Here is a 20,608-nt window from a genome sequence, read left to right on the forward strand (position 1 = left end):
GTCAGCAGGAAACGGATCACGAAGTGTAGCGGTTGCGGGAGGCACGGGGAAGGACCGGCGCGTATCGGCTCCGGACAAAAAGAAACCCCGGCCGTTGTGCATGGGCCGGGGTCATCCTTGGGAGGTCACAGGGGCAAACCTGTACTCCGTTAATGCTTGTTAGGGATTGGGGTTCCATCACGGAAGGCTAGGCCACCTGGCGCAGCAGGAAGGTCTTGCCGCCGTCGAAGCTCGCAAGATCGCCGAAGCGGACAAAGGCGCGAAGGGTGAGGGCGATCTCGCGCTCCACGGCTTTGCCCTTGCGGAAGCGGGTGGCGATGTCAGCGGCGGAGACGGGACCGGAGGCGGATGCGAGAATGGCGAAGATCGCAGCGGTGCGGCGGCGCTCGTCCGTGGGGAAAGGGGGCTTGCCCTTGTCTTCGGGTGCGACGAGGTCGAGCTGACCTTTTTGTACTTTTTGCGCGGCCGTGCCGAAGCGCGGGCGCTGGTAATCGGGACGGAGCCAGCGAACGTGGCCAGCGGCCTCTTCGGCAGCGCGTTCCTTGTTGAGGGCAACAAGGCGGGTGAGGATTTCGTCGTCGGATAGGCCTTGCGGCCAGCCATAGGCGGCAAGGACGGCAGCGTCTCTTTGTCTGCCGAAATTGCCGAACAAAAGGGAAGCCATCTCTATTGTTAGGCCTTGTTCATTCAAAGGTATGCTTCCAATAAACGTCGTTGTATATTCGAGGGAATCCCGGCAGCTGCACGTTGGAGTGATTAGAGAAGTTCACCTTGCTGCCCTTCGTCTGGAACAACTCCGGGTATTGCGAACGTGGTCCCACCTCGCTGAAATGGTGGTAAGTCTGGAGACTTGCCTCCAAGCAAATCCTCTATAGTCAAGATTTGCAGTTTAGCGTGCTTTCCCCACGGGGACTCGTAAAACCCGGCATTAGCAGCTTCTGTCCGCATATCTCTGCTTGGCTGCTCCAAAGTTATGAAAAGTCCGATAGCTGCTTTTTCGCGCTCCAAAACACCGCGCAGATCGCGGATCATCGGCGACGATACTTTGCCAGACTTGACGGAAATCAGTACCTTCTGATGCGGACTGCCTACGCCGCCTTCTTGGAACGACAACTGCCCATCAACGCCCTTGTCTGCCCCTTTCGCTTTTGCAGATTTCCGAGCACCTACTAACCCAAGAGACCAATGCTCAAATTGATGCCGATCATCGGAGGCAAGTTGGATAGCACCCTCTAAAGTAGTCGGCTCTCCGATTACCTCGTAGTCCTTACCTTGAGCAGATCCGAAAGAGTGTAGCAGCCGATATTTGATTAGTCCGACAGCCAAATGGGTGACGTCTATCCCGATCCAGTTACGCCGCATTCGTTGAGCTACGGCGATAGCGGTGCCGCAGCCGCAAAAAGGATCAAGTACAACATCACCTTCGTTGCTGCTGGCCTCTATAACTCTCTCCAACAGGCGTTCAGGCTTCTGAGTTGGGTAACCCATCCTTTGCTTGGTGTCGGCAGGCTGTATCGTGGAGATGCGCCAAACGTTGTCAATCGTGCGGTCCTCTTTCAAGCGATAGATAACGTGACCATCTTCGTCCTTTGCATTGACGATGCGCCCGTCCACCTTTTTCCTCGCGAGCTGCATCGTTGGTTTGTCTCGCATCTCCTTGAGCTGCTTAAATACGAACGGTTCTGTGACATCCTTTACGTAAAATAAGAGGGTGTCTGTAGCCCTTGGAAATAACTTCTTCCGTCTATCGTGCATCTTGTTGTAGTAGTACCAAAGAATATCATTGCGGAAATTCTTAGGTCCAAAAACGGAGTCCATTAGAAGTCGCAGGTATGCACCTGCTGTGGAGTCACAATGAAGGTAGATTGACCCAGTTGGCTTCAAGACGCGCCTAAGTTCTACCAGTCGTGGGGCCATCATGGATAAATATGCAAGCATTGGCGTACCGCCAAGTAACTGTCTAAAAGCCTCAAGTGCGTTGCCTACGGAGCCCCCCTCGCGGACCGTCTCGTCGTACAACTGCGCTGCTTCAGTATCCCACTCCCAAGTATCTTCAAAAGCCTTAATCTGAGCTTTAGCCTTTGTGCCATCTTGTTCTTCGAAAAGAACATTGTAATCACGTCCACTTTGAAATGGTGGATCAAGATAAACAAGGTCTACCGATTCTGATCGGATGTGACGCCTAAGCACTTCCAAATTGTCACCGTAGTACAGCTTGTTCACGTTGACTCCTGTTGTTATGAAGCTTTTGCTTATGCATATGCAGCATGCATAAACCTCGGCTATGGGTGCAAGAATAGTTCCCATGTAACCGCAAAAGCCGTTTACGGGCGGCGACGGCAGCATCGCGCCAATCTGCGCGCAGCGGTTCCATGATGGTGGGGATGATCAGACGTTCGACATAGGCGCGAGGCGTGTAATGGGCGCCGAGCTTTGAGCGCTCCTTGGGATTGAGCGCGCCTTCGAGAAGGGAGCCGAAAATGGCAGGCTCAACATCACGCCACTGCTTGGTCGCGGCCATCAGCAGTTCGCCGATTTCCTCACGCTTGAGTTCCAGGACGACCGGGTTGCGGAAGAAATCGCCGTTGAACTTCTTGACATGTGCCTCGATGGCGTAAGGAAAGTCGCCCGTGTTCATGGCGGTCCAGAGCTGGCTGACCATGGGCTTGAACTTTTGCGGATCATCCGCGCACTTCTTCAGAAGCTGCTGGAAACTGCCTTCCGGCAGAAGCTTCACGTCTTCGGCGAACATGGTGAAGAGGCAGCGCATAAGAAATTGCGCGACCAGTTCGGGATCAAAGCCGCGCGCTTCGAGCAGGCGGGTGACGTTGGCGAGGCGTTCGGCAACGTCGCGGGTCGCCTTGGCCGCCTTGCGGGTGGGATCGAGGGCGGCCGGATCGGTCCAGATCAGGCGCAGGCGTTCGCGGACCTCGTCCTTGCGCAGGTCTTCAAGGTAAATGCGGAAGTTCTGGCGATCGGGAAACTGGGTGTAGTTGCGGCCCTTGCCAGTGAAGTCGGCGAAGATTTCAAACGCGTGGCCTACGTCGCAGACGATTATGAAGGGTGGCCATTCGTGGTTTTCGGGCAGGGCTCGGGCATAGTCTTCGGCCTGACGCCGCGCGTTCAGCATCAGGATGTCCCAGTTGCGGTCGGCGGTGCGGCGGCCGGCGGGGGCGGTGCTGGGCTCGAAGAGTTCTTCCTGGCCGGCAATGGCCTTGCGGCCGCCCTTCTGGCGGCTCTGCTTGGCTTCAAGGACGAAGTGGCCGCGCTTGTAGAGGTCGATACGGCCATGACCGATCTTGTCGCCTGCTTCCTTGAAGGAGACGGCGCGCTCGAAAACGTAGTCGTTGTTTTCGTGTTCGGCGGAAGCGGGCTGTGGCGGGGCGACGTCGAGCATCGCGCAGAGTTCGGTGAGGAAGAGGGCGTAGTTGGCGCGTTCGGCGCCGCCGGTCTGGTTTTGCCAGCGCGCGATGAAGTGTTCGATCGGTGATGGCATGCAGTTTCCCCTGCCCGCAAAGTAGCGGGAGGGTGGGGGAATGCAAGGGGGGCACCTGGCTGCGCTACGGTTCCCTCGTTGGGGGGGCGGCTGGTATTGGGGGAAGGGACCCCCACCTAGCTTCGCTATGGTTGGCGCCTAGCTGCGCTACCTCCCCCTGGTAGGGGGAGGAGGGCTGGGGCTGGGCTGGTATTGGGGGAGGAACACCCACCCAGCTTCGCTGTGGCTGGCGCTTAGCTTGCGTGCTTTGCCTCACCCCACCCAGCTTCGCTAAGGCCTGCCGGCCAAGCTTCGCTACCCTCCCCCTCAAGGCGAGGGAGGGCCGGGGCTGGGTTGGTATCGGGGGAAGGGACCCCCACCTAGCTTCGCTATGGCTGGCGCCTAGCTTGCGTGCTTTGCCCCACCCCACCCAGCTTCGCTAAGGCCTGACGGCCAAGCTTCGCTACCCTCCCCATCAAGGGGAGGGAGGGCCGGGGCTGGGTGGGTATTGGGGAGAGGGACCCCACCTAGCTGCGCTACGGCTGGCGCCTAGCTGCGCTACCTCCCCCTTGAGCAGGGGGAGGAGGGTAGGGGCTTGTTGAACCCTTTTGTTCGTCATGGAAGCGTCTTGGGAAATGCTGTAGCCAGTTCGGGCTGAACGATTTTTGCCGGATTGCGCCTATGCTGAACTCGAAGCTGTTTCTGGTCGTTTCGACGCTGGTGCTGCCGCTCCTGGTGGTGGCGCTGGGGCTCTGGGAGACGGGGCGGGGGACAGAGTATCGGGATTTTGTGGTGGGCGAGCGGTCGGCGCTCAAGGCGCAGCTGGTGGAGATGGAGGCGCTGCCGCCGCCTGAGTTCGGCGGCATCAATATGGGCATGCGCTATCAGGCGGATGGCAATACCTATGTCGGCGAGTTTGCGCTCGACAAGATGCGCGAGGCCATCGGCGGGTTTGACCTGGCGCTGGCCGTGGCGGAATACCGGCAGGTTCTGCCGCCGGTGGTGATCGCCAGTGGCGGGGCGGCCTTCCTTATCGGCCTGGGGGTCATCCTCGTCAGCGGAATGCTTGCGGCCGTTGGTGCGCGAACGCGGCCGGGCCTCTTGCATGGATTTTCGGTCGTGCGGCGCATTTTGCCGGGGGCGCTGATCGGGCTGGTGGTGATCACGGCGCTGGCAGCAGTCAGCATCGTCTTGTTTGAAGTGGCGCCGCTGGTGCGGCTTGATCGGCTGGGTCGGGGGCAGGCCTATGTGCTGGCCATTGCTGCGGCTCTTGTGGCGCTGGCACTGGTCACGGCCTGGCAGGCGCTGGCGCAGCTGCGGCGGTTTTCCCTGTTGTTCGAGCCCGAGGCTTATCCGCTGATCGCGCAGGCGGTGGACCGGGATGTGGCGCCGGGGCTGTGGCGGCTGGTGGAGAGCTTTGCGCAGCGGCTGGGCGCGCCGGTACCGGACACGATCGCGGTCGGGCTGGCGCAGGGCTTTTTCGTGGTGTCGGGGCCGGTGAAGCTCTTGCCTGATGAGCAAACCGTTACGGGAAATACGCTCCATGTGCCGCTGGGGCATCTGGTGTTCATGCAGCTCGATGAAGCGGCGACCGTGATCGGGCATGAGCTGGCTCATTTTGCCGGCGAAGACACCGCCTATAGCCAAAAGTTCCTGCCGATCTACAACGGCTTCGGACGGTCGCTGGATGCCGTGGCCGCGGCAGGAAGGGCGCGGGATGGATCACTGTCGTTTCTTACGGCGCCGGCACTTGCGCTTGGCTATTTCGTGTCGGATCGCTTTCACCTCGCGGTGCAGCACTGGAGCCGGATCCGCGAGCTTGAGGCCGACGCGAAAAGCGCCACGCTAACGTCGCAGGACGCGGCGGGGCGGGCGCTGCTGCGCCATAGCGCGGTTGCCGGTGTGATCGATGACGTGGTCGCTTACGCCTGGGCCAATCCGGACCGGGTGCCCGAGGACATCGTGCCGTTCCTGCTCGAGGCGGCGGGGGAGCGGGGACTGGATGATCCGACGCCGCTCCTGGCGCAGGCGATCGTTCACCCAACCGACAGCCATCCGCATAGCCGCGATCGGTTGGCGGCATTCGGCTTCAGCCTTGATCCGCAGCGGGTCGCGGCGGCAGTGGCACTGCCGGAGGACGGGCACAAGCGGCTCGCGTCATACTTCGCCGATCCGGTGGCGGTGAGCCGCCTGGTTACGGCTGGACTTGTGGGCGCATCGCACCGCGCCAGCACCGAGCACCGGGAAGCGCTGACGGCGACTGCCTCGGCGGTGGGCGAGGAGGCGGTGGCGCTTTACGAGAACACCAAGCCGATAGCCATAATGATGTTTGTTATTGCGGTGCCCATGCTGGCACTGGCGGCCTGGACCCTGGCGTTCGGTCTGCCGGGCTTTGGCAGCGAGAGCATAATCCTTACGGTGGCGTTCGGGCTCTGCGGCGGCTTTATTCTTCTTCTCGGACTGCAGGCGGTGCAGCGATCGCGAACGCCGTTCATGTGGCTTTATCCGGATCGGGTCGAGCACCGCCATCTTGACCGGCCGATCATGTGGTCGGAGGTGCGGAATTATTCGGCGGTGAACGCGTCTGGGACGATGGTTACGACGTTTTTGCTGAAGCGCTCGGCCAAGTTTCCCAAGTGCGTCGGCTTTGGCGGGCGCGGTCGCATCATCCTTAATCCGGGCGCCTGGGTCGTCACGATCCGCTCGGTGCCGCCGCAAAAGCTCAAGGCGAAGGGCTATATCGAGCTGATCGATCGCTATGCGCAGGCCGCAGCGGCGCGCGAGGCGCTGGCAACGGCGCCTGCCGAACTTTCTCCCACCCAAGAGTAGACGATGACTTCTTTCGACAACGTGCTGCCGCAGCGGCCAATCAGAATCAAGCGCACCGGGGTTTGGCCGGGGATCTTCCGGTATCTGGGGGCGCTGCTGCTTCTTGGGCTGGCCCTGTTTTTCGCCATCTGGCAGGTGCCGGGCGTGGCGGATGACTGGATGATCTCGCAGGATCCGGTCTTGGTTGAGGATGCGCTGATCAGCGACGGCGAATGCAGCACGAGCCGCGGGTTCTTCGTCGATTGCTCTGCGCATGTGAGTTACGCGGTCAAGGGCAAGCAGATCGAGCGTGATATCGAGCTCATGTTCCTCGATTTCGGCTCCGGCGATTATGCTGTGGATGTGGTGCGCTCGGATAGGGAGCCGGCCAAGGCGACATTGTCGCTGGGTCTCGACATGCTGTGGAACCGGACGATCACTGTTGGTGTCATGGTGGTGCTGCTGGCCATTTTCGGGCTGGCGCTTTTCCGCTCCGGCCTGCAGCAGGACCGCAACCGGCGTTTGGCGATGCAGGGATCCAGGCTGAGCCTTGTTGCCGTGCCGGTGCTGCAGCTTAACAAGGTGATCGGCGGCACGGTGGTGCAGTACCAGTATGGCGTCGGCAAGAAGCAGCAAGCGCTGCTGACCACCTCGCGGTTCAAGAAGAACGAAGCGCCTTTGTGGCTCGAGGAGGATGGCACGACGGCCCTGGCCGTAATGCCGGAGCGCGGGGCCGTGCCGGTCTTGCTTGATGACAGGCTGGAGCGGCTGGATCTGACCGCGGCCGAACGGGCGGAGATCAAGGCCAAGCTTGCCGGCGCTTAGGCGGCGAGCTGGCCGATATAGTTGATCATGTTGACCCGGTCGCGGCCGCTGTCCTTTGCCAGGTAGAGGCACTGGTCGGCGACTTTGAAGAGGCGGTCATAATTGCCTTCGTTGTGGAAGGTGACGCCGCCGATACTGACCGAGAGCTGGTGCTGGCCGGTGCCGGGGAAGGCGATTTCGCGCACCGCCTTGCGGATGCGTTCGGCAAGCATGAGGGCCTGATCGCCATTGGCGGCGGGCAGGAAGACGCCGAATTCTTCGCCACCGATCCGGCCGACAAGATCGGTGGAGCGAAGGGCAGAGCGGATGCGGGCGGTGATCTGCTTGAGCGCATCATCGCCCGCGGAATGGCCGAAATCGTCGTTGATGGACTTGAAGTGATCGGCGTCGATGACGAGCAGCGAGCCGGCAGGGCCGGACTGGGTCTGCATGGCGCGGGCGAGATAGGCCTCAACCATCATGGTAAAGGCGCCGCGGTTGAGCACGCCGGTGAGACTATCGGTGGTCGCCATGGTCGCCATTTCGTCGCGGGCGAGGGCGAGGGCGCGGATCTGGTTGAGAAGGAAATAGAGCAGGGGGCCGGCGAGGACGGTTGGCAGGAGGATGTCGATGGTGAGCGCCTTGGTCAGCTCTTCGGGCGTAAAGCCGGCGAAGTTGGGCGCGTCGACAATGGTCGCTGCAGCCACGCAGAACAGCGTGCCCAACACCGTTCCGGCCCACACTCGTGCTTTGCTGCGAACTGAGAAATCCATCGATTCTTTCCTGCCTAGGCGCGCTGCATAGCACGGGAGAGATTGACGGTTCGGCCATCCGAAATCACGTCGCCGTCGATGGTTTCCGAGCGGTTAAGATGCTCAGCTGATGCCGGCGCAGAAGGTCTGGATGCGGCGCACGGCTTCTTCGAGTTCGCGGTTGCTGGCGGCGTAGCTCAGGCGGAAATGGCCCGGGAGGCCGAAGGCGGTGCCGTGGACCAGGGCGACGCCGGTTTCCTCGAGCAAGGCCATGACGAAATCTTCGTCGGTCGTCAGCGTCGTGCCGCCGGCGCTGGTCTTGCCCAGAAGCCGCTGGCAGGAGGGGAAGACGTAAAAGGCGCCTTCCGGGGTGAGGCAATCGAGCCCGGTATTGGCGTTGAGGCCGGAAACGACAAGGTCGCGGCGGGCCTGGAAGACCTGCAGCCAGTCCTTTAGAAAATCCTGCGGGCCGTTGAGGGCTTCGACAGCCGCCCATTGCGAGATGGAGGTGGGGTTTGATGTCGACTGGCCCTGCAGCTTGGTCATGGCGGCAAGAAGCGGGCGCGGGCCGGTGCAATAGCCGATGCGCCAGCCGGTCATGGCGTGGGATTTGCTGACGCCGTTCATGGTCAGGGTGCGGGGCTGAAGCGCCGGTTCGACCTGGGCGATGGTGGCGAAAGTGCCGCCATCATAGACCAGCACTTCGTAGATGTCGTCGGTCAGGATGTGGACATAGGGGTTACGCAGCAGCACGTCGGCCAGGCCGCGCAGCTCTGCGGCCGTGTAGGCGGCACCAGTAGGGTTGGAAGGCGTGTTGAGGATTAGCCACTTGGTGGCGGGGGTAATTGCCCGCTCCAATGCTTCGGGGCTGAGCTTAAAGCCGGTCGAGGCATCGGCGACGGCAAAGACCGGTTCGGCGCCGCAGAGGCGGACAATTTCGGGGTAGCTGACCCAGTAGGGGACCGGGACCACGACTTCGTCGCCGGGATTGAGGGTGGCCATCAGCGCGTTGAAGATGATCTGCTTGCCGCCAGAGGAAACAAAGCAGTCGGCGGCGGAAACGTCGAGGCCGTTGTCGCGACGAAACTTTTGCGCCACGGCGTCCTTGAGCTCGGCAATACCGTCGACATTGGTGTAGCGCGTCTTGCCTTCATTCATGGCGCGGACGGCGGCGTCGCGCACATGTTGCGGCGTGTCGAAATCCGGCTCGCCGGCAGAAAGGGCAATGATGTCGCGGCCTTCTGCGGCCAGGACGCGGGCCTTCTGGCTGATAGCCACTGTTGCAGAGGGGGCCACGCGGGAAAGGGCGTCGGACAGAAAAGCCATTGGTGCCTCCGGAATGTTCCCGGAGGGTTTAGCCAAAGGCAGGGGCGGCGGGAAGGGGCTAGCGCGGTGGCGCAGTGCTCTCACGGACGACAATCACGGCGTCCAGCAAGTGCTTTCCGGCAATCTGTTCCCCGCCCATGGCGGCGTCCACCGCCATACGTGCAATCTTTGCCATGGGTTGTTCCATCGTGGTCAAGGGCGGCAGTGAGAATGCAGCTTCCGGGACTCCGTCGAAGCCGATGACTGAGACGTCCTCCGGAACCTTGATCTTGCGGGCGGCGAGCCATTCGAGCGACCACATGGCAAGCTTGTCCGACATGGCGAGGATGCCGGTGGGACGCTGTTCGGCGGCGAACATGAGTTCGATCATGGCGTGGGTGCTGTCCCGGGTTTCGCGGGTTTCGTAGATGGGCATGTCGGCAGGGTTGAGGCCAACGTCGCCAAGAGCCTCCCAGTAGCCAAAGGCGCGATCCCGCGAGGTCGAATACATAGCAGCACGCACATGCGCCTCATCGGCATATCCCATGCCATCAATGCCAAAGGTGGTCGCGAGCGCAGCAAGGTGACGGTGCCCGAGGGAGAGAAGATGTTCAGCTGCCAGTTTTGCGCCGGAGACGTTGTCGACGCCGATCGCCGGAATGGAAGGGTCATCGCCGCCTATAGCCAGGGCGACATAGGGCAGTTGGCGCGCGCGCGTGACTTCCACAAGCCTGTCGCCGCCTTCGACGCAAAGGAGAATAAATCCGTCAACTACGGCGGATTGGATGTTCCAGTCCAAACGTTCATCGCTCTTAGCCGAGACCAAAGCCACACCGGCGCCCTGGGCATCGCAGATGTCCGAGATGTGCTTAAGGAGGTTGCGGGCCCAGGGATCCTCGAAGAAGTAGCTTAGCGGTTCGATAGCGGCGACGCCGACTGCGTTGACCTTGCCTGCGCGCAGGAGGCGCCCCGCGACAGAAGGTCCGGCATAACCAAGTTTTTCCGCTGCTTCGAGCACCCGGGCACGGACCTCTTCCCGGACCACTTCCGGCCGGTTGAAGACATTGGACGCAGTGCCCTGGGAGACGCCTGCTTCGCGGGCAACATCGCGCAAACGGATAGGTTCGGACGAGGACTTGTTCATGCCGCCAACTTAACAGAGTTCTTGGATCGGTTCAATTTCGGCTTGACTCGTGTAATCGGCGGGTGCAGATTGAACCGGTTCAAGACTTCTTCATTTCGCCTTTGAACCGATTCAATGGAGAGCACTTATGATACCCGCAAGCTATCTCTACAAGGACATCTATCATCAGGCTTGGGACGAACCGGAACACGCGGTCCTCGTGATCAACGAAGATCGCCGAGACGGTAGGCTGGTGGGTTTGTTCCAGCAGTTAATCAAGCGCATCAGTCACACAAACGGGTACGGCATCCAGCACACGCATGTTCCTGCATGAGCTTACCCGTCGACGCGGATCAGAGGGCGGGAGCCTATATCCCCATCCCTTCCGTCTTGCGCATGACGACGCCTTGGACGCGCCAGCCTTCGTCGGGCTCGTTGGCGAGCTGGTAGGCGGCTTCGTAGAGGCTCTGGTCGGGGCCGACTAGATTGACGATCTGGATGACGGCAGTTTCGCCGAACTCGCGGAAGGTGCCAAAACTGTGGGTGCGGGAGGCGACGATTGGTGCGTAGCCGGCGCGTTCCACATCGGCGAGGAAGCGTTCCGGGTCCTTATAGGTGTTTTTGAAGGCGGCGCCGGCATATTCGAGCGCGGTCTCGGCGTCGCCGCTGCGAAAGGCTTCAATTTGCGCGTTGACGGCGTCGCGCCAAGGCGTCTCGGCCTCCTGCGCAAGGATAGGATTGACGGCTAACACACTTAACACCAGGCCCAGAACTGCACGCATGATCGGCTCCCATGTTCGCGCGGCGCGGTGGCTCCTGCCACAGTTTGGCCGCCAAATGGTCCGGCATCGTCCCGAAACGCTTCACAGTCGGACCGCATTGACGTGGTCAGTTGCCGCTCGTTGAAACGAGGAAAGACGTCGATCCCATGCACTCATCTACGTCATCCAGACGCAAAAGTTTCAAACTGGCGGCCGTGCTCGGCACGACCGGTGTTGCCCTTGGCTCTTCGGTCGCGCTTTTTGCCGGCGTGTCTCCAGCCCAGGCGGCCAACATTGCCAGCCAGGCTGATACGCAAGTGGCGGTCTTCATGGTGCCACTGACTTTGCTGGTTCTGGTTCTCCTGTTCGAAGTCGCGCGATTTGCCTTGCGCGGCAGAATTCCGGTCGAGGTTCAGCCGAGGCGCCAGCGGCGTCCGGAGTGGACCCCGCGCCGCGGCGGGTGACCTCCGCTATTCCCCTGACGAGAAGACTGACCGGCCGCAGCGCCGGTCTTTTTCATTTAGACCTTGTGAGTATTGCAGCCTGTCCGTGCCCGGCGCACACTTTGCTTTTTAGGCGGAGGACGGTTTCATGCAAGTCGACACGATCCTGAACAGCAAGGGCGGAGCGGTCTACACGATCGCCGAGACCAGCACTTTGGCCGATGCGGTTGCGCTGCTGAACACGCACAATATCGGGGCAGTGGTGATCACCGGCGCTAACGGGGGGATCACCGGCATCCTTTCAGAGCGTGATATCGTGCGGCAGTTGGGACGGGTCACGGAAGACGCACTTCAAGCGCCGATTGCTTCTATCATGACGCGGGGCGTGGTCACCTGCGAGCGCAGCACCGACATCGCCGACGTGATGGAGCGGATGACGCGTCGCCGGATTCGGCACATGCCGGTGGTGGAGGGCGGCGTGCTGATCGGGATCATCTCAATCGGTGACGTGGTCAAGCACAAGATCGAGGAAGTGGAACACGAGGCCGAAGCGATGCGCGAGTATATCGGAAGCTGACCTTACCAAGCTTGCCAAAGCTTCACGTCGTCGCAAGGTCGCGACGAGGGAGGCTCCTCTAGGGTGGGTTTGTGCCGGTGACCCCCGCACTTATCCCATGCAAGGAGGATTATGATGAAGACCATTTCCGCAAAGACAGCAGTCGTCCTGTTGACGGCAACGCTGGGCGTTTCGGCCGTTGTGCCGGTTTGGGCGCAGGACGCGGCACCCGCCACGCAGCAGGCGCAACCGGCCGAGCCGACTGTGACGCCACCGGCTCCGGGCCTGCCCGGTGGGCCTCGTCACGGCGGCGGCTTTGGCGGCATGCTCGGCTTTGAACGCGGCGCCGAAGGCGTCGAGATTGCGCTGGTGCGGCTCAGCCACGCCATCGAGCTGACTGACGAGCAGCAGACGCTGTTCGTCACGCTCAAGAGCGATGCCCTAGCTGCGGCCGAAACTTTCGAAACGGCAATTGAGGGCCTGCGTCCGCAGCCGCCGGTTGAGGGGCAAGAGGTTGCTGCGATGCCGGACATGAGCGAGCGGCTCGAAAACCGGATCGCCATGACCGAGGCACAATTGGCGGCGCTTCAGGCGGTGCAGCCCTCGTATACGGCGTTTTTCGACAGCCTTACCGATGCGCAGAAGGCGCAGCTTATGCCGGAGCGTGGCGAGCGTGGTGGTCCGCGTGGACCCCACGATGGCGGGCCGCATCACGGTGGACCTGGCGGCCGTCCGATGGGCGGGCCGAACCGCGGCTAAAACCGCTCTACTGCAACCCCGGCCCGCGACGGCCGGGGTTTGCTTTTGCGCAAGGCTCGACTACCAATCGTCCACCTCACCCCCTGGACGACCTATGACCACGCTTCCCCTTGATCCGGCCCGCATTCGCGCGCTGTTCCCCGCTTTTGCCGAGCCGAGCCTTCAAGGCCAGGCATTCTTTGAGAATGCTGGTGGCTCCTATACGGCACAGGCGGTTCTCGACCGGCTGGACAGCTATTATCGCCGGACCAAGGTGCAGCCCTATGGCGTTTATCCGGCGTCGATCGAAGCGGGCGAGGCGATGAACCTGGCCTATCAGCGCATGGCAGAGGCGTTCAACGTTTCGGCGGACTGGATCCATTTCGGGCCGTCGTCCTCGGCCAATACCTATGTGCTGGCTAATGCCTTTGGCGGCTGGCTCAAGGAAGGCGATGCGATCGTCGTCACCAACCAGGATCACGAAGCCAATACCGGCGCCTGGCGACGCCTGTCGGCGCGCGGTATCGAGGTGCGCGAATGGTCGGTGGACCGGCAAACGGGACGGCTGTCGCTGGCCGATCTCGATGCGGTGCTGGACGAGCGGGTGAAGCTGGTTGCGGCGACGCATTGCTCCAACGTCGTCGGCGAGATCAACCCGGTGGCCGAAATTGCGGCGCGGGCACATGCCGTGGGTGCAGTGCTGGCCGTTGATGGCGTGAGCTATGCGCCGCATGGCATTCCCGACCTCGAGGCGCTCGGCGCCGACATCTATTTCTTCTCGGCCTATAAGGTTTACGGGCCGCATCAGGGCGTGATGGCCGTTCGTCCGGAACTGGCGGCGCAACTGCCGAACCAGGGGCACTTCTTCAACGAGGGCAAGCCGCGCTATCGGCTGACGCCAGCCGGGCCGGACCATGCGCAGATCGCCGCGAGCGCCGGCATTGCGGATTATCTCGAGCAGGTGGCCGAAATCGCCGGAGCTGCCGTCGAGGGCAAGGGTGCGTTTCGGCGCGCTCATGCGGCGATGCGGGCGCAGGAAATTGCGCTGGGGCGGCCGCTGCTCGACTATTTGCGGAACCGCAACGATGTGCGCCTGATCGGGCCCGACGATCCGGAGCTGCGAGCGCCCACGATCGCGCTTCGGCATGCGGAGCCGGGCGCTGTGGTGGCCAAGCGGTTGGCCCAGCATGGCATTATGGCCGCGGGCGGGAATTTCTATGCCTGGCGGCTGATGGAGGCGCTGGGGATCGATCCGCAGCATGGCGTCTTGCGGCTGAGCTTTACCCACTACACGACACCGGAAGAAATCCAGCAGCTGATCGCGGCCCTGGACGCAGAGCTCTAGCCATGTCGCGTCCGCTTGCGACCTTAATGCTGCTCGTCTGCACCATGTTCTGGGGCTTTGCCTTTATCGCGCAGAAGTCCGCCATGGACAGTATGGGGCCGCTGACCTTTGCCGGTGTGCGGTTCATCCTTGGTGGATTGCTGGTGCTGCCGCTGGCGCTGCATGAACGGCGGCGCCGGCCGGGGCCTATCACCGCCCGCCAGTGGTGGCTGGTGGTGGCGCTCAGCGTCGTGTTCTTTTTCGGCATCTGGTTGCAGCAGGCAGGATTGGCGACAACGACGGCGACCAATGGCGGGTTCTTGACCGCGCTTTACGTGTTCTTCGTGCCGATCATCGGCTTCTTGCTGTTCAAGGCTCGGCCGCATCCGATCATCCTGGTCGGGGTGCCGATGGCATTGATTGGGACCTACTATCTCAATGGCGGGGGCTTTTCGAGTTTCAACTCCGGCGACTGGCTGATCACTCTTGGAGCTGTGTTCTGGGGTTTTCACGTCGTGCTGCTGGGGCATGTGGCGCGCGAAACGGGCCTGCCGATCTTTGTGTCCGCAATCAGCTTTCTGGCGGCCGGCGTGGCGGCCAGTGTTCTGGCGCTGGTTCTCGAGGCGCCAAGCGTGGAAGCGGTGAGCTCGGGTTGGGTGGAGCTCGCCTATGCGGCGGTGTTGTCGACGGCGGTGGCCTTTACCTTCCAGGCCATCGGGCAGCAGCATGTGCCCGCGGCCAATGCGGCGATCGTCTTGTCGGCGGAAAGCCTGTTTGCGGCACTGGGCGGCGCGCTGCTCCTGGGCGAGCGGTTGCCAGTGATCGGTTATGCTGGCGCGGCGCTGATCTTTGCGGCGATCCTTCTGGTCGAGGCGGTGCCGCCGCTTTGGGCGCGGCGGAAGGTGCATGTGCCAAGGACGGTGAATTAGCTACCGACTATGATGATCCACCAGCTGTCATCCCCGCGCGGGCGGGGAGCCATCTTGAGATCTCGGGGTGGGCCCCGGGTCGAGCCCGGGGTGACAATCGAGTGTGTGGACGTTGCAGTGCCAATCCCTACTGATTGTAGCGATACATCTGGTAGGTCTTGCACAAAACGAAGGCCACGCAGCCTTTGAGCGTGATCTGATCGTTGCTGACCTGGGTGATCGTGCCTTCGGCGCGTTGACCGTAGATGCTGAGCTGGCCTTTCCAGCGACCGGGCGCGACCTGGTTGGCATGGTCGATCATCATGGTGTTGAGATAGGGCAGGTTTTCGGGGCTGTCGGCGCCGTTGCCGAGCCAGATCAGCGTGGCGCAGAGCTGGGTGCCATCGCCGCAAAGGGCGACCTCGTAGCGCGAGTCGCGCATCTCGATTTCCCAGGTGCCGACCGGGCTGGCCACCGCCGGCACGACCGTCGCAAGTGTTAGGAGAAGACCAAGGCGAGCGGCTGCATTCATTGGGTGACCCGGTACATTTCGTAGGTTTTGCAGACAACCAGGAAGGCGCAACCGGACATGGTCATGTGCTCGTCGCTGTGGGCGGTGATAGTCCCCTGAAAGCTGTGGCCGAAGAGCTGCATCTTGCCTTTCCAGCGATTGGCGCCGTCTGGTCGAAGGGCGGTGGCCATGGGCTTGTTGAGATAGGGTTTATACTGCTCGTTGTAATCGGCGTCGGACAGCCAGACCAGCTGACCGCAAAGTTGCGTACCGTCGCCGCAAAGCTCGAGCGCGAAGCGGGTGTCTTTGGTGTTGAGCTCCCAGACACCATTCGGCGAGGCGGCAGTGGCGGGCAGGGCGGCTCCGATCGTGAGGGCGGCGGCAAGGGCAAGACGGGTGATGGTGTACATGGGACGCTCCGAACTGATAGCGATGATCAGGCCCCATTGCGTCTGAACCGAGGCTGAACGCCGATCCGTTTTGTTGGGGATCGTCGGGTTTTGCACTCGCACACGAGCCTTGGCTGGCGCACAACCCTCAACATGGCCAAGCTCTATTTTTCCTATGCGGCGATGAATGCCGGCAAGTCCACCTTGCTGCTGCAGGCCGCCTACAACTACCGCGAGCGCGGCATGCGGCCGCTGCTTTATACCTCTTCGCTTTATGTCGCGGACGGGGTCGGATTGATCTCGTCGCGCATCGGTATTTCCGAGCCGGCGGAGCTCTTTGCGGCCGACGACGACCTTTATCAGTCGGTGCGGGACTTCGATGAAGAGTCCAAGGTCGATTGCGTCTTTGTCGATGAAGCGCAGTTTTTGACGCGCGATCAGGTCTGGCAGCTGGCGCGGGTCGCCGACCGGCTTCGTATCCCGGTGATGACATTCGGGCTGCGAACGGATTTCCAGGGCAAGCTCTTTCCGGGCTCGATGGAGCTTTTGGCGATTGCCGATGTGCTGCGCGAAATTCGCACTATCTGCACCTGCGGCGCCAAGGCAACGATGGTGGTGCGGCAGGATATGGACGGACGCGTGCTGACCGATGGCGACCAGGTGGCGATCGAAAAATCGGTCTACCTGTCGCTCTGCCGCAAGCACTGGGAAGAAGAGGTCGGCCGCTGGCCGGTAAAGGGACCATGATGGAAAAGACCACGACCGAGCCACAGGGCAGCCTCACCATCCGCACGCTGGCCATGCCGGCCGATACCAATCCAGCGGGCGATATCTTTGGCGGCTGGGTGATGAGCCAGATGGATATTGCTGGTGCCATCGCGGCGGTAGAAAGGGTGCGCGGCCGCGTGGTGACGGTTGCGGTGGAGGCCATGACCTTCATCGCGCCGGTCAAGGTTGGCGACGTGCTCTGCGTTTATACGCGGATCGAGCGGGTGGGGACGACGTCGGTGACGGTGGGCATCGAAGCCTGGGTGCGGCGCAACCGGCTGGACGACCGCCAGCAGGTGACCGAGGCGCGCTTTGTTTATGTGTCGCTCGACGAAAATGGACAGAAGCGGGCCATCCCGGCCGAGTAGCCGTTCAGGTGCCATTCAGCCGGCCCAAGATTAACTCAACTCATGACTTGCAGAGCAGGGCCGGAACTCTTTTCCAGGCGGCTCCGTTTCTCCGGTCACAATCAATCGGCTTGGCAGCCGCAAGCGTTGTCCCGTTGTTCGGGGCCGGTTTGCCAGAACAGGGAGCAAAGAAATGCACCGTCAGACCCGCAAGAAGATCGTCAACCTGGCTACTGGCGTCGCCGTAGCAGCAGCAGCCGTCGTCGTGTTCCTGCCCGCAGCGCAGGCCGCTCCCGGTACCGTTACCCAGAACGTCAATGTGCGCTCGGGTCCGGGCACGAACTATGGTGTGGTCGACACCGCACGCGCCGGGACCGCTGTCGATGTGCAGCAGTGCCAGGGTTCGTGGTGCTATATTACCAAGCCAGGTCCTGATGGCTGGGTCTCGTCGCAGTATGTGAGCGGCGGTGGTGGTGGTGGTCAGGCCCAGCAGCCGGGCATCAATTTCGGCATCAACGTGCCGGGCGGTCCGTCGATCAATTTCGGCGTCGGTCAGCAGCCGCAGCCCCAGCCGCCGCGTCCGGGCCCGCGCCCGCCGGTCGTGCAGCCGGTCTATGAGGATGTGTGCTTCTATGACCGCACGCGTCTGCGTGGTGCCAGCTTCTGTCTCGAACAGGGCGCAGGCCTGCGTGACCTTGGCGATTGGGCCGACCGCATCTCGTCGATCGACAATCCTTCGGGCCTCAGCGTCCAGATCTGCACCGACGAAAACTACCGCGGCTGCCGCACCTACACGACCAGCGCTTCGTCGCTCGGTGATCTCGACGATTACAGCGCCTCGGTTCGCGTCCGTTAATCGGTCTTGAGCTAAATGAATGCAAGCGCCGTCCCTTGGGGCGGCGCTTTGCTTTTGCATCGCGGGCAATGACCGGCTAAGTTCGCGCTGCACCTTGCCGAAAGTTTTCTCTCATGCGCTCGCTGTTTGCCTTTGTCCTTGCTTTGGTCCTTGCCATTGCGCCCACGGCGCCGAGCATGGCGCTTTCAGAATCGGGAAGCCACGGCTGGAGCCGTGCAGCGCTGACGCTTCATTCCGGCCCGGGCAACGAATACGATATCGTGGGTGAGATCCCGGGCGAAGTGGCCATCAAGATCCTGCGCTGCCAGAAGCTCTGGTGTAATGTGGATGGCCCGGGCGGCCGCGGCTGGACACGGAACGGCGCCATCGACTTCGGCAAAGATCCGTACTGGCCGATACTTGATCCCGATGCGCCGCAGCGGGACCTCGCAGGTGGCGCAATGTGCTTCTATGCGGGCACGAACTATACTGGCCGTTCCTTCTGTGCCGATACGGGCGACGTGTTCCAGGATCTGGCGCTCTGGGGCTGGGATAACCAGATTTCCTCAATTCAGGTTGTGACGCCAACCAGCGCCGCCATTTGCCGCGACCGGTTCTTCCAGTCCTATTGTGAGCGGATCGTCGAAAGCCAGCCGGCTATCGATCCGTATCTGCGGAAAAACCTTTCCTCGGTCCGCGTCTACTAAGCGGTCTTGCGATTGCGGCTGATGACGAGGGTCGTGAGGCTCTCCAAGTCCTTGAGCAATGGCAGGAAGGGTTCAATATTGGTGCCGCGGTTTTGGCGGGCGAAAATCAGCGCGTCGGCATAGCAGACCGCTTCGGCCCGCTCCATGGTGGCGCCATCAATCAGCACGGCATCGAGGCAATCAAAGCTATGCATGGCCACTTCGGTCAGAAGATGCATATCGGCGAGGCCGGCAGTGTCGCGTATCTGGGCGGCCTGTTCGCAGGCTTTGGCCACATCTGGCGCCGGCCAGTTGCGCAGGGTTTCGGCGAGGGGGGCAATGCAGGTGTCAAGCTGCTGCTCGACTTGCGCCTTGAGTGCCGCGACTGAGCGGACTGCCGCCATATGTGCGCCGCTGCGAGCGATGCCGCCGGGCTTGAGTGCCTCGCTATGGAACTTGGTCTTAACTTCGATCAGGCGGCCCGGGGTCTCACTCGGCATCGGCGGGCTCGGCTTCTGAAAGGTCAGATTGGCGCCGCTTAGGCATGGTGTCGAAATCGATCTCCCGGAAGCGGCGGTCCGGGCCGAAATAGCTCGGGCTTTCCCAGAATGGGCGGGGGCGGCGGGCTATCCAGTTGATGCGATCGTAGAGCACGACCGCAGACACCGGCTTGGACAGGACGAAATTGACGCCGCTGTCGCGTGACTGACCTACTGAAACGCGGCGGGCCGTCCCCATGGTGACGATCATGGGAATGGCGCGTTGCGGGTGCTTGGTGTCGAGGCGAATGGATTTGACGAAGGCAAGGCCGCTGCCGGGCTTGTTGGGCGCGCCAAGGGTGGGCAGATCGGCGGCGCAGATCAGGAAATCAACGCCACGATCCACCATCAGGCGTTTGGCGGTCTGGGTGTCGCGGGCCTCCAGGACCTTCTTGGCGCCGAACCCATAGAGCAAGCGACGAAAGAGCTCCCGGTATAGATCGCTGGGATCGGCTACAAGAAAACCGATCTCCGACAAATTCACCGAATCTTCCGCAAACTTGAGCGCCATGGCACCCAGTTTAGGCGCAAACTGCTGATAGTCCGTAAAATTGCCTAGCCTTGTCGAACACGGACTTGAACTGTTGCAGCCGCTGGTGGCGAACACGGAGAAGGGGTATCCTCAGCGTGCGCCGCGGTGTTGAGGGCATTCGAACCGCGGCCGCAACACGGGGGATTTCATCATGCCAAGTGTATCGCATTTGTTTTTCCGTGCCGGCATCGTGTTCTTGATGGTCGGCATCGGGCTGGGCCTCGCCATGTCGATTAGCCAGAACCATGACGTGACGGGGGCGCATGCTCATATTAACCTGCTCGGCTGGGTTACGAGCGCCGTTTTCGGTGCCTATTACGCACTTAACCCAGCCAAGGCCCAGGGCCTGCTGCCGCGCCTCCATTTCTGGCTCTACACGGCCGGCGTGACAGTGATGACCGCCTCGCTCTACTTCCTGCTCAAGGGCACGCCGGGCATGGAAGCGCCCGTCGCTGTCGGATCGCTGATGGTGGCAGCGGGTGTGCTGATCGCCGCCTGGGTGATCTTCATGCCGGCGGCTGCCCAAGGCGTTCGTCTCCAGGCCGCCGAGTGACGATCGGCCGGGCGGCTTACCCGCCCGGCTTTTCGGTTAGCGCCGAAATGGGAAGACAGCGCGGACTTGTTCATCGCGCAGCCACAGGGCCAGCCAGATGGCGAGGCCGAGATAGACGCTGAAAAGCGTGTGGCTGAAGAGTGGGTTGTCGACCCGCAGGTTTGCAGCGAGCGAGCCGCCGAGGAGACCGGTAGTCAGGACGGCGCCCAGAAGGGCGGTGCGCGGGATGAGGAAGAGGATCATGCAGCCGATCTCGATGGCTGCGATCAGCAGCAAGTATTTGAGCGGCCAGCCGACCACTTGCATGGGTTCGATGGCGGCTTCCATGCCCATGATCTTGGGCGCAGCCGAGGCGCCCGCCAGAAAAAGGGCTATCAGCACGCTCAGAACCCAACCCGCGATCTTCATGTCTTAAGGCTCCAAATGGCAGCGCCCCCGCTGCTCTCACATC

At 61.8% G+C, this 20,608-nt stretch carries 24 protein-coding genes; 12 read left to right on the forward strand and 12 right to left on the reverse strand.

Features of this window, described 5'->3' with window-relative positions; translation table 11 throughout:
* Window positions 1–187 precede the first annotated feature (187 nt).
* The 3 genes from JI748_RS02545 to JI748_RS02555 all read right to left on the reverse strand — a co-directional run bounded on the left by JI748_RS02545 (window position 188) and on the right by JI748_RS02555 (window position 3,496).
* Entirely contained in the window at window positions 188–664 is a 477-nt protein-coding gene (locus JI748_RS02545; RefSeq protein WP_201634769.1) for a hypothetical protein, read from the reverse strand.
* 92 nt (window positions 665–756) lie between these two features.
* Entirely contained in the window at window positions 757–2,223 is a 1,467-nt protein-coding gene (locus JI748_RS02550; protein ID WP_201634771.1) for a DNA methyltransferase, read from the reverse strand.
* The gene (locus JI748_RS02555) at window positions 2,201–3,496 is read right to left on the reverse strand and encodes a type IIL restriction-modification enzyme MmeI (RefSeq protein ID WP_201634773.1); all 1,296 of its coding nucleotides are present in this window, start codon (window positions 3,494–3,496) and stop codon (window positions 2,201–2,203) included. Before JI748_RS02555 ends, JI748_RS02550 begins: the two co-directional genes overlap by 23 nt.
* Before the next feature lie 660 nt (window positions 3,497–4,156).
* Between JI748_RS02555 and JI748_RS02560 the strand changes: the two genes are divergently transcribed.
* Together JI748_RS02560 and JI748_RS02565 are read left to right on the forward strand one after the other, a co-directional pair.
* Complete coding sequence (locus JI748_RS02560) at window positions 4,157–6,304, forward strand: M48 family metallopeptidase (RefSeq protein ID WP_201634775.1); 2,148 nt, start codon at window positions 4,157–4,159, stop codon at window positions 6,302–6,304.
* A gap of 3 nt (window positions 6,305–6,307) precedes the next feature.
* On the forward strand, window positions 6,308–7,108 hold the full coding sequence (locus tag JI748_RS02565; protein ID WP_201634777.1) for a hypothetical protein: 801 nt from the start codon (window positions 6,308–6,310) through the stop codon (window positions 7,106–7,108).
* Here the strand turns inward: JI748_RS02565 and JI748_RS02570 are convergent.
* The 4 genes from JI748_RS02570 to JI748_RS02585 form a co-directional block, all read right to left on the reverse strand.
* Complete coding sequence (locus JI748_RS02570) at window positions 7,105–7,860, reverse strand: GGDEF domain-containing protein (protein ID WP_201634779.1); 756 nt, start codon at window positions 7,858–7,860, stop codon at window positions 7,105–7,107. The two genes, JI748_RS02565 and JI748_RS02570, sit on opposite strands and share 4 nt — an antisense overlap.
* A gap of 102 nt (window positions 7,861–7,962) precedes the next feature.
* Complete coding sequence (locus tag JI748_RS02575) at window positions 7,963–9,165, reverse strand: pyridoxal phosphate-dependent aminotransferase (protein ID WP_201634781.1); 1,203 nt, start codon at window positions 9,163–9,165, stop codon at window positions 7,963–7,965.
* 58 nt (window positions 9,166–9,223) lie between these two features.
* Window positions 9,224–10,288: a LacI family DNA-binding transcriptional regulator gene (locus tag JI748_RS02580; protein WP_201634784.1), complete on the reverse strand. Its 1,065-nt coding sequence runs from the start codon at window positions 10,286–10,288 to the stop codon at window positions 9,224–9,226.
* Between the two features lie 347 nt (window positions 10,289–10,635).
* Entirely contained in the window at window positions 10,636–11,049 is a 414-nt protein-coding gene (locus JI748_RS02585; RefSeq protein ID WP_201634786.1) for a DUF4864 domain-containing protein, read from the reverse strand.
* Window positions 11,050–11,243: 194 nt separating this feature from the next.
* On the opposite strand from JI748_RS02585, the gene JI748_RS02590 reads away from it, so the two are divergent.
* From JI748_RS02590 to JI748_RS02610, 5 genes are all read left to right on the forward strand, one after another.
* A complete protein-coding gene (locus tag JI748_RS02590; protein ID WP_201634788.1) occupies window positions 11,244–11,492 on the forward strand; it encodes a hypothetical protein in 249 nt (82 codons plus the stop codon).
* A 127-nt stretch (window positions 11,493–11,619) separates the two neighbouring features.
* The gene (locus tag JI748_RS02595; RefSeq protein ID WP_201634790.1) at window positions 11,620–12,048 is read left to right on the forward strand and encodes a CBS domain-containing protein; all 429 of its coding nucleotides are present in this window, start codon (window positions 11,620–11,622) and stop codon (window positions 12,046–12,048) included.
* Window positions 12,049–12,159: 111 nt separating this feature from the next.
* Complete coding sequence (locus JI748_RS02600; protein WP_201634792.1) at window positions 12,160–12,786, forward strand: Spy/CpxP family protein refolding chaperone; 627 nt, start codon at window positions 12,160–12,162, stop codon at window positions 12,784–12,786.
* 94 nt (window positions 12,787–12,880) lie between these two features.
* Window positions 12,881–14,110: an aminotransferase class V-fold PLP-dependent enzyme gene (locus tag JI748_RS02605; protein ID WP_201634794.1), complete on the forward strand. Its 1,230-nt coding sequence runs from the start codon at window positions 12,881–12,883 to the stop codon at window positions 14,108–14,110.
* A gap of 2 nt (window positions 14,111–14,112) precedes the next feature.
* Entirely contained in the window at window positions 14,113–15,018 is a 906-nt protein-coding gene (locus JI748_RS02610) for a DMT family transporter (RefSeq protein ID WP_201634796.1), read from the forward strand.
* Between the two features lie 127 nt (window positions 15,019–15,145).
* Here the strand turns inward: JI748_RS02610 and JI748_RS02615 are convergent, their stop codons facing one another.
* Together JI748_RS02615 and JI748_RS02620 are read right to left on the reverse strand one after the other, a co-directional pair.
* A complete protein-coding gene (locus JI748_RS02615) occupies window positions 15,146–15,529 on the reverse strand; it encodes a DUF2147 domain-containing protein (protein WP_201634798.1) in 384 nt (127 codons plus the stop codon).
* Entirely contained in the window at window positions 15,526–15,918 is a 393-nt protein-coding gene (locus JI748_RS02620; RefSeq protein ID WP_201634800.1) for a DUF2147 domain-containing protein, read from the reverse strand. The genes JI748_RS02615 and JI748_RS02620 overlap by 4 nt, the downstream gene beginning before the upstream one ends.
* 132 nt (window positions 15,919–16,050) lie before the next feature.
* Here JI748_RS02620 and JI748_RS02625 point away from each other — a divergent pair, with 132 nt between their 5' ends.
* From JI748_RS02625 to JI748_RS02640, 4 genes are all read left to right on the forward strand, one after another.
* Window positions 16,051–16,644 (forward strand): thymidine kinase, encoded by a 594-nt coding sequence (locus tag JI748_RS02625; RefSeq protein ID WP_201634802.1) that lies wholly within the window; start codon window positions 16,051–16,053, stop codon window positions 16,642–16,644.
* Window positions 16,641–17,033, forward strand: coding sequence for an acyl-CoA thioester hydrolase YciA (yciA, locus tag JI748_RS02630; RefSeq protein ID WP_201634804.1), 393 nt, complete (start codon window positions 16,641–16,643; stop codon window positions 17,031–17,033). The genes JI748_RS02625 and yciA overlap by 4 nt, the downstream gene beginning before the upstream one ends.
* A 172-nt stretch (window positions 17,034–17,205) precedes the next feature.
* Window positions 17,206–17,868: an SH3 domain-containing protein gene (locus JI748_RS02635; protein WP_201634806.1), complete on the forward strand. Its 663-nt coding sequence runs from the start codon at window positions 17,206–17,208 to the stop codon at window positions 17,866–17,868.
* Window positions 17,869–17,981: 113 nt separating this feature from the next.
* Window positions 17,982–18,554: a peptidase inhibitor family I36 protein gene (locus JI748_RS02640; RefSeq protein ID WP_201634808.1), complete on the forward strand. Its 573-nt coding sequence runs from the start codon at window positions 17,982–17,984 to the stop codon at window positions 18,552–18,554.
* Here the strand turns inward: JI748_RS02640 and JI748_RS02645 are convergent.
* Window positions 18,551–19,033, reverse strand: coding sequence for a hypothetical protein (locus JI748_RS02645; protein ID WP_201634810.1), 483 nt, complete (start codon window positions 19,031–19,033; stop codon window positions 18,551–18,553). The genes JI748_RS02640 and JI748_RS02645 overlap by 4 nt on opposite strands.
* On the reverse strand, window positions 19,023–19,556 hold the full coding sequence (locus tag JI748_RS02650; protein WP_201634812.1) for a response regulator: 534 nt from the start codon (window positions 19,554–19,556) through the stop codon (window positions 19,023–19,025). Before JI748_RS02650 ends, JI748_RS02645 begins: the two co-directional genes overlap by 11 nt.
* Window positions 19,557–19,755: 199 nt before the next feature.
* Between JI748_RS02650 and JI748_RS02655 the strand changes: the two genes are divergently transcribed.
* Complete coding sequence (locus tag JI748_RS02655) at window positions 19,756–20,157, forward strand: hypothetical protein (RefSeq protein ID WP_201634814.1); 402 nt, start codon at window positions 19,756–19,758, stop codon at window positions 20,155–20,157.
* A 36-nt stretch (window positions 20,158–20,193) separates the two neighbouring features.
* On the opposite strand, the gene JI748_RS02660 is transcribed toward JI748_RS02655, so the two are convergent.
* Window positions 20,194–20,565, reverse strand: coding sequence for a DoxX family protein (locus JI748_RS02660; protein WP_201634816.1), 372 nt, complete (start codon window positions 20,563–20,565; stop codon window positions 20,194–20,196).
* Window positions 20,566–20,608 lie beyond the last annotated feature (43 nt).

Origin of the sequence: Devosia rhizoryzae, from assembly GCF_016698665.1 — a bacterium.
GTDB classification, from domain to species: Bacteria; Pseudomonadota; Alphaproteobacteria; order Rhizobiales; family Devosiaceae; genus Devosia; species Devosia rhizoryzae.

Excerpts from the sequence above, each read along its gene's own strand:
- JI748_RS02580 (WP_201634784.1), bottom strand. The coding sequence starts at position 10,288 with ATGAACAAGTCCTCGTCCGAACCTATCCGTTTGCGCGATGTTGCCCGC.
- JI748_RS02610 (WP_201634796.1), top strand. The coding sequence starts at position 14,113 with ATGTCGCGTCCGCTTGCGACCTTAATGCTGCTCGTCTGCACCATGTTC.
- JI748_RS02620 (WP_201634800.1), bottom strand. The coding sequence starts at position 15,918 with ATGTACACCATCACCCGTCTTGCCCTTGCCGCCGCCCTCACGATCGGA.
- JI748_RS02655 (WP_201634814.1), top strand. The coding sequence starts at position 19,756 with ATGCCAAGTGTATCGCATTTGTTTTTCCGTGCCGGCATCGTGTTCTTG.
- JI748_RS02570 (WP_201634779.1), bottom strand. The coding sequence starts at position 7,860 with ATGGATTTCTCAGTTCGCAGCAAAGCACGAGTGTGGGCCGGAACGGTG.
- yciA (WP_201634804.1), top strand. The coding sequence starts at position 16,641 with ATGATGGAAAAGACCACGACCGAGCCACAGGGCAGCCTCACCATCCGC.
- JI748_RS02600 (WP_201634792.1), top strand. The coding sequence starts at position 12,160 with ATGATGAAGACCATTTCCGCAAAGACAGCAGTCGTCCTGTTGACGGCA.
- JI748_RS02660 (WP_201634816.1), bottom strand. The coding sequence starts at position 20,565 with ATGAAGATCGCGGGTTGGGTTCTGAGCGTGCTGATAGCCCTTTTTCTG.
- JI748_RS02625 (WP_201634802.1), top strand. The coding sequence starts at position 16,051 with ATGGCCAAGCTCTATTTTTCCTATGCGGCGATGAATGCCGGCAAGTCC.
- JI748_RS02560 (WP_201634775.1), top strand. The coding sequence starts at position 4,157 with ATGCTGAACTCGAAGCTGTTTCTGGTCGTTTCGACGCTGGTGCTGCCG.
- JI748_RS02615 (WP_201634798.1), bottom strand. The coding sequence starts at position 15,529 with ATGAATGCAGCCGCTCGCCTTGGTCTTCTCCTAACACTTGCGACGGTC.
- JI748_RS02605 (WP_201634794.1), top strand. The coding sequence starts at position 12,881 with ATGACCACGCTTCCCCTTGATCCGGCCCGCATTCGCGCGCTGTTCCCC.
- JI748_RS02555 (WP_201634773.1), bottom strand. The coding sequence starts at position 3,496 with ATGCCATCACCGATCGAACACTTCATCGCGCGCTGGCAAAACCAGACC.
- JI748_RS02645 (WP_201634810.1), bottom strand. The coding sequence starts at position 19,033 with ATGCCGAGTGAGACCCCGGGCCGCCTGATCGAAGTTAAGACCAAGTTC.
- JI748_RS02585 (WP_201634786.1), bottom strand. The coding sequence starts at position 11,049 with ATGCGTGCAGTTCTGGGCCTGGTGTTAAGTGTGTTAGCCGTCAATCCT.
- JI748_RS02565 (WP_201634777.1), top strand. The coding sequence starts at position 6,308 with ATGACTTCTTTCGACAACGTGCTGCCGCAGCGGCCAATCAGAATCAAG.
- JI748_RS02635 (WP_201634806.1), top strand. The coding sequence starts at position 17,206 with ATGCACCGTCAGACCCGCAAGAAGATCGTCAACCTGGCTACTGGCGTC.
- JI748_RS02595 (WP_201634790.1), top strand. The coding sequence starts at position 11,620 with ATGCAAGTCGACACGATCCTGAACAGCAAGGGCGGAGCGGTCTACACG.
- JI748_RS02545 (WP_201634769.1), bottom strand. The coding sequence starts at position 664 with ATGGCTTCCCTTTTGTTCGGCAATTTCGGCAGACAAAGAGACGCTGCC.
- JI748_RS02640 (WP_201634808.1), top strand. The coding sequence starts at position 17,982 with ATGCGCTCGCTGTTTGCCTTTGTCCTTGCTTTGGTCCTTGCCATTGCG.
- JI748_RS02575 (WP_201634781.1), bottom strand. The coding sequence starts at position 9,165 with ATGGCTTTTCTGTCCGACGCCCTTTCCCGCGTGGCCCCCTCTGCAACA.